5 protein-coding genes are annotated in these 7,146 nt (G+C 43.2%); 4 read left to right on the forward strand and 1 reads right to left on the reverse strand.

The window, feature by feature from the left end:
* On the reverse strand, positions 1-905 hold a 905-nt coding region (locus tag ABYB02_RS12725; protein WP_372762817.1), incomplete at its 3' end, for a TonB-dependent receptor plug domain-containing protein.
* A gap of 286 nt (positions 906-1,191) precedes the next feature.
* Between ABYB02_RS12725 and ABYB02_RS12730 the strand changes: the two genes are divergently transcribed.
* The 4 genes from ABYB02_RS12730 (at position 1,192) to ABYB02_RS12745 (ending at position 7,132) form a co-directional block, all read left to right on the forward strand.
* Positions 1,192-3,426, forward strand: coding sequence for a DPP IV N-terminal domain-containing protein (locus ABYB02_RS12730; protein WP_372762818.1), 2,235 nt, complete (start codon positions 1,192-1,194; stop codon positions 3,424-3,426).
* A 205-nt stretch (positions 3,427-3,631) separates the two neighbouring features.
* Positions 3,632-3,895: a hypothetical protein gene (locus ABYB02_RS12735; protein ID WP_372762821.1), complete on the forward strand. Its 264-nt coding sequence runs from the start codon at positions 3,632-3,634 to the stop codon at positions 3,893-3,895.
* Positions 3,896-4,044: 149 nt separating this feature from the next.
* A complete protein-coding gene (locus ABYB02_RS12740) occupies positions 4,045-5,766 on the forward strand; it encodes an ATP-binding protein (protein WP_372762819.1) in 1,722 nt (573 codons plus the stop codon).
* Between the two features lies 1 nt (position 5,767).
* On the forward strand, positions 5,768-7,132 hold the full coding sequence (locus ABYB02_RS12745; RefSeq protein WP_372762820.1) for a sigma-54-dependent transcriptional regulator: 1,365 nt from the start codon (positions 5,768-5,770) through the stop codon (positions 7,130-7,132).
* The last annotated feature ends 14 nt before the right edge of the window (positions 7,133-7,146 follow it).

The raw sequence follows: 7,146 nt of genomic DNA on the forward strand, positions 1-7,146 counted from the left end.
AGGCTCGCGATACCGTTATCTAATTGAAACCAATCGGCGCCGCCAGTTGCGGTATTCCACACGCCAAATACATTTTTATCGGCACCAAAAGAAGGGTAGGTTAAATCGCTGGCTATGATTTGATCGGCAATGCCGTCATTCGGTCCGGTATTGTCAGGGTTAGGGATATAACGTTTGGTATTGGCAGAGCCTGGGCGGTCTTTATAATACAATGCCGCTTGATCAAAGTAATCCAATGACATGGAAAAGTTACCCCGATCATCATTAAAATTTAAACCGTGAGTAACCGTGACTGAGCGACTACTTGCGCCACCGCCTTCGGTGCCCCCCACTTGACTGCGAATGGCGGTGCCAGAAAAATCTTTTTTTAAGATAAAGTTGACCACCCCCGCGACCGCATCCGAGCCATACACCGCCGAGCCGCCCCCAGTTAACACTTCAACGCGCTCAACCAGCTCAGAGGGAATAATCCCAATATCGGTGAGCATAATATTACTGTCGTTGGTAATCGAAATAGGGCGTTTACCATTAACTAGGTTAAGGGTACGTGTGGCGCCTAAATCGCGCAGGTCCGGCGCGTTTATTCCTGAATTACCAAATGAGTAATTACCGTCGGTGGCATCAAACCCTTTACCAAACTGGGGCATGGTTGACAGTACGTCATTCATATTCAGCGAGCCGGTCATTTTTATTGACTCAGCGCTAATGATAGTCGTTGGGCTGGGCGCATCAAAAGTAGAACGAGTTAAGCGCGAGCCGGTCACTTCTATCTTTTCTAGTGCTTCATTAAGCTTTTTATCGCTGTCGGCTGCATAGCTGGGTGCAGCCGTTAAAGCAGTTAAAACCGCCAGTGACACTATGCTTTTACGTGCAATTGCCCGATTTTTAGAACGACATGTGGTCATTTCTTCTCCTGGAAATATTTGTTGTTATGATTGTTGTCAATATTCACCCCAAACTAGTTAACACAATAGATCATTGTTGGTAATGAATATATAATATACAATATCCTATACCCAAATCGTAAACAAGCGGTTAATTATATGTAACCTGTTGTAGCGGTATTTATTTAACGGGTTTTTGTTGGTTAACCTATTGATAGATAAAATAGTTAATTATCGTTTGCGGATATTAAACAAAATAACTAGCAATCGACGTTCGCAGGTGAAACTGTGTTATATGAGGGAAAAAATGAAAAAGTTACTAATATTATGCGGCAGTTTATTTTTTATAGGCTGCCAATCTGTGCCAGCCAGTGGTGTTAATAAATCAGCTAATTTGCAGCGCGCTAAGTTGTTTTCTGCAACCAACTTAGCCACTAAAGTGCATAATTTATCGCTGACACCGCAGTGGATAAATAATAGCGATGAACAATTTTGGTTTGAGCGTTATTCTGCACTGAACGGTCAAGAGTTTGTGCTTGTTGAGCAGCAGCGCCCGCAGCCGTTATTTGACAAACTGAGGCTACAACAAGCGCTTGGCAGCGACGTGAAGATAGATTGGCAGGCAAAGCCGTTGCAGCAACTTGCTTTTGATGGCACCACACTGACGTTTAATTTTGCGCAGCAAAGTTACCGCTGCCAACTAACGGAAAACGCGTATCAGTGCCATACCGTGCAGAGCACCACAGCGAATGAAGCGCGCTATTTATCGCCCAATAAACAGCATTATGTAAAGCTAGAAAAGTATAATATTCATTTATGCAGCAGTGTTGATAAGCGTTGTAAACAACTCACCCATGATGGTTCACCCAGCGAACCGTACGCAGTGGCACACCCGTATCCGGAAGATATGCTAAACGATGCGCATTTTGCAGAGCAAAAACAACTCCAAGTGTATTGGTCAAGCGATAGTAACTATTTAATCAGCTACAAGCTATTTAGAGAAGGCGTTAATAAACTGACGTTAACCGACAGTACAGCAGACAATGATTTTAGTGTCAGTACCGTTAGTTACTATTACCCACAAGCCGGTGATGACGTGTTGCCGATGGCGCAGCTATTGTTAGTTGATGTGGCAGCACAGCGCGCCGATCTATTAGACGCCCCGAAAATAATGCAAACCTATTATGGCGGCGCTATTTGGGGGAAATGGCATAACGACGCATTTTATTATCACGATCGTCGCCGTGGTAATCGTGAATATAATTTAATGCAAGTGCTGCCTAAAGATAAGCGCGTACGCACCTTAATCACAGAAACCGATGACGAGTTTATTGATCCTTGGGTGCAAACGTTCGACAATTTACAGCAAACTAACCGCTTAATATGGAGTTCACAGCGCAGTGGTTATCAACATTTATATTTATACGATACCGTATCAGGCGCGTTAATAAACCCAATAACCCAAGGTGACTTCACAGTTAGAAGCATCAAAGGCATTGATGAGCAGCGAGGGATTGTGTATTTTGAGGCATCCGGCAAAGAAGCGAATGTGGATGCATATTTTCGCCACCTTTATCGAGTTAATTTAGACGGCTCGAACCTCACTTTGCTTACCCCTGAGCCACATGAACATCATAGTTATTTATCCCCTGGCTTTAAGTATGTGATAGACAACTATTCAGATGCGCACACGCCTACTCAGTCTTGGCTACGTGATGCTTACAGTGGCGAAAAAATAACATTACTCGATCAAGCCGATGCCAGCGCATTGACTGCACTGGGTTGGCGCGCGCCAGAGCCCTTTACAGTATTGGCGCCAGATGGCAAAACACCGCTCTACGGGTTAATTTATAAACCCAGTCATTTTGATTCAAACAAGCTGTACCCAATCATAGATGACAGCTACACCGGACCGCATAATTTTTTTACTCCTAAATCATTTGATACCTTTAGCAATCAACGGCCTGCATTAGCCGAGCTGGGGTTCATTGTGATAAAAATGGATGGCCGAGGTACTAGTAAACGCGGTAAAGCCTTTCAGCGTCATAGCTATAAAAATTTAGCCGCGGGAACCGATGATCATGTATGGGCAATTAAGCAATTGGCTAAAAAGCATGACTACTTTGATTTAACGCGGGTAGGGATTTTTGGATTTAGTGCCGGCGGTTACGATACCGTACAAGCTATGCTGCGCCATAATACGTTTTTTAAAGCGGGTGTCAGTGCATCGGGCAATCATGATTTTCGTGTCGATAAAGCTGGCTGGAATGAAATTTGGATGGGGTGGCCGGTCACTGCACATTGGCAACAACAATCAAATTATACCGATGTAACTAGGCTGAAAGGCAAGTTACTCCTCGCGCATGGAGAATTAGACAGTAATGTTCATCCATCAGCGACGCTGCGCTTGGTTGATAAATTGATTAATGCGAATAAAGATTTTGACTTACTGATTATGCCCAAAATGGGACATGTGTTAGATACCAGTCCGTACTTTGTTGAAAAGCGTTGGAAATTCTTTATTGAGCATTTGAAACCTTAATCATGTAGCCATTAGTAAGCTAACAACGGCTTGTTGTCCGCGCTGTGTTTATCGGTAATAGGAGGTCACTTAGCGGACATAAGGCCTTGTTTGTCATAGCTAGGCTGGTACACTTACCCGGTTTTGCTGTTTCAATGATTGAAAAATACCCTCCCCATGGATTGGGCCAGTTAGTTGGGTTTTTAAAATGGAAAAGGATAGACGTGTGATTGCACTTTTATTTGATATTATAGGTATGACGGGTACTTTTTTAGTAGTTGGTTCATTTTTTTTATTACAGCTAAATAAAGTGGCGCCCACCAGTTTAGTGTATAACATGATGAACTTAAGCGGTGCTATCTTATTGCTGATCAGCCTTTGTTATAATTTTAACTTAGCCAGTTTTGTAATAGAAATATTTTGGATTGCCGCCTCTTTAATCGGTTTATATAATTACGTTAAAGATAAATCGCGCCAAGCGAAGGCATAAAGCTATTTTTTGTACCGTGAAGTTGCCTAATTTCACGGTTTTATATTTTTAATACAATTGTTAACATAAAGTTTCTATCACTATTGGTATTAAGTCGATAAACTACCGCCTATTATTAACAGCTAACATTACCCGTTTTATAGGCGTTTATGTTTTTTATTCCTAAAAAAATTATTTTCGCAGTGCTTTTACTGCTTTTCTTGCTGGTGGTCACCTTTTGGTTTGGCCGCATCCACGACTTAGAACAGGCAAAAGCACAAGCCGATCTGCAGGTCAGTCAACTGAATAACTACATTGACAATGAACTGTCGCGTTTTGCTGCCATTCCCCAATTATTAACAAATAATGAATTGCTGATCCGTTTTACTAACAGTGAAGAGCAGCATTTTAGCTCGATTAATAATTATTTAGCGGATGTACAAAAAGCCAGCGGCGCATCAGATATTTATATACTCGATACCCAAGGCGATGTGATTGCCAGTAGTAATTGGCAAACAGATTATACATTTTTAGGCAATAACTTTTCTTTTCGGCCGTATTTTAAACAAGCCTTTGCCGGTGAAAAGGTTGCCTACTTTGCACTGGGACAGCGTTCTAAAGAGCGCGGTATTTACTTTTCGCAAGCAATATATCATCAGGGTAAAGCCATTGGTGTGGTGGCACTAAAAGTGAATGTGGCTAAATTTGAAAACGACCGTTCATTGCTCAATACGGCAAAAGGGAGCCATTTTTATTTACAATTACCGGACAATGTTATTGCCATGTCCGATGAGCCAAGTTGGCGGTTAAATAGCTTTGTTGAACTTGATATCACCGCGCGCCGAGACATTAAACAGCGCCGTGCGTATTTAGACTATCAACCGGGGATCATTGCGCACCAGCATTTTGAAAGCCACGATATTGAGCAGTTTAAAATTGCCCAACGTTTATATGTGGGGGCCTCTCAACCGTTACGCCATTTTAATAGTAAAATGACCGTGTTAGTGGATGTGTCTAACGTGGCAGCCATGCAGTTACCGCGGTTGTTATGGCTGATGGTGTTTTATAGCGTGTTTATTTTTATTGGCTATAGCTTACTGGCTCGTTTTGCCGGCTATAAAAAACTGCTTTACTCGCGCCATAGCCTAGAGCTTGAGGTGATTGAGCGTACTCAAGCACTTGAACAAGCGCAAACCGCCTTAGTGCAATCGGCAAAGTTGGCCACCATAGGGCAATTAAGTGCGGGCATTAATCACGAAATCAACCAGCCATTGTGTGCCATGAATGCCTATTTAGCCAGTGCAAAAATATTGCTGAAAAAAGGCAAGCACAAAGCGTTACATGAAAACTTAGTCATTATTGAAGGCTTAGTAGAACGTGTTCATAAAATAGTGGCGCAGCTTAAACACTTTAGTAAACCCTCAGAAATGCAACTCAGACCGCACCCATTGTCGGCATTATTAAATAATGCATTGATGATCACCCAATCACAATTAAAGCAAGACGATGTCACAGTGCAGCCGCCCAGCTTTGATGAAAATATTGTGGTGTGGGTGGATGCGCTTAAGTTTGAGCAGGTATTAGTTAATGTGATCACCAATGCGTCACAAGCGATGCAGGACGCAGCAACGCGGCAATTACACTTTGAGGTGGAATGCTTTGATGAGCGGGTGAAACTTTCCATTATAGATAGCGGTCCAGGCATAGAACACCATGCCTTAGGCGCTATTTTTGAACCTTTTTATAGTACTAAGTCCAGTAATGGCTTAGGGCTGGGTTTATCGATTTCAAAACAAATTATTGAGTCGTTTAATGGCTCGCTTAGCGCTCATAATTGCCCTACAGGGGGCGCGCAGTTTATCATTAGCCTTTCGAGTAAACAGGAGCCATAGCATGGTTGAACAATTAACCTGTAAACAGGTTATTGTCATAGACGATGAAGCAATGATCCGCGATTCATTAAACCAACTACTGTCTTTAGAAGGGTACGAAGTACACTGTTTTAGTGATGCCAGCACTGCACTGAGTCGCATCAGCCGCACCTTTATGGGCGTGGTACTGAGTGACATTAATATGCCGACGATGGATGGGCTACAACTGTTAGAGCAAATAACCGCGTTTGACAGTGAACTCCCGGTGATTTTTTTAACCGGTTACGCCGACGTTGCGGTGGCGGTTAAGGCGATGCAGTTAGGTGCGTACGACTTATTTGAAAAGCCGTTAAACGAACATTTGTTAGACTGCATTGCACGAGCGTGCGATAAACGCAGTTTAGTGATGGAAAATAGAGCACTGAAACGTGCGGTAGAAAAAACCTCAGCGCCTGGCGTGCGCATTTTGGGCGAAACCGCCAAAATGCAGCATATGATGAAGCTACTTAATACGGTTATCGACACGCCTGCAGATATACTCATCGAGGGCGAAACCGGCACCGGTAAAGAGTTGGTAGCGCGCTATTTACACGACCATAGTACTCGTTCTAGTTGTCAGTTTGTGGCAATTAATTGCGCAGCAGTGCCTGAGCAACTGATTGAAAGTGAATTATTTGGCGCGGTGAGCGGCGCGTATACCGGGGCCACCAAAGATAGAAAAGGCAAATTTGAATTTGCTCAAGGTGGCACGGTGTTTTTGGATGAAATTGAAAGTACTCCGCTGTCGTTACAAGTAAAGTTATTGCGCGTGCTTGAAGAGCGTAAAGTGACCCCAGTGGGCGGCAATCATATTATTGATTTAGACATTCGTATTGTTGCAGCCACTAAGGTTGATTTGCTGGCATTAGTTGATGAGGGCACTTTTAGAGCAGATCTGTACTATCGCTTGAGTTTAGTAAAGGTTAATATTCCGCCATTAAGAGAGCGAAAAGCAGATATCCCGTTACTGTTTAAGCACTTTAGCTCCATCGCTGCGACCCGATTTTATAAACCGCTGGGGGCATTAAATGTGGAATTAGAGCAACGTTTATTAGCCTATGATTGGCCTGGTAATGTGCGAGAGCTGAGAAATCAAGCCGAGCGCGCGGTGTTACTAGGACCCGAACTGGCGTTTACTGATAATCCCGCAAACGATCAGCAGGCGTTAGCGCAAGATTTAAGCTTGGCCGAAAAAGTCAGTTATTATGAACAGTCTTTGTTAGAAGAAGCACTGCAGCGCAACCAGGGCAGTATTAAAAACACCATGGCCACACTGCAAATTGCCCGCAAAACGCTTTACGATAAAATGCACAAATACCAATTAAATCGCGATATGTTTACTGACTAACAGCTCATTCAGCG

The organism is Pseudoalteromonas sp. (genome assembly GCF_041613455.1).
In the GTDB taxonomy this organism is placed as follows: Bacteria; Pseudomonadota; Gammaproteobacteria; order Enterobacterales; family Alteromonadaceae; genus Pseudoalteromonas.

Bases quoted from the DNA above. Each gene is read 5' to 3' on its own strand.
- ABYB02_RS12730 (WP_372762818.1), top strand. From the start codon at position 1,192: ATGAAAAAGTTACTAATATTATGCGGCAGTTTATTTTTTATAGGCTGC.
- ABYB02_RS12740 (WP_372762819.1), top strand. From the start codon at position 4,045: ATGTTTTTTATTCCTAAAAAAATTATTTTCGCAGTGCTTTTACTGCTT.
- ABYB02_RS12745 (WP_372762820.1), top strand. From the start codon at position 5,768: ATGGTTGAACAATTAACCTGTAAACAGGTTATTGTCATAGACGATGAA.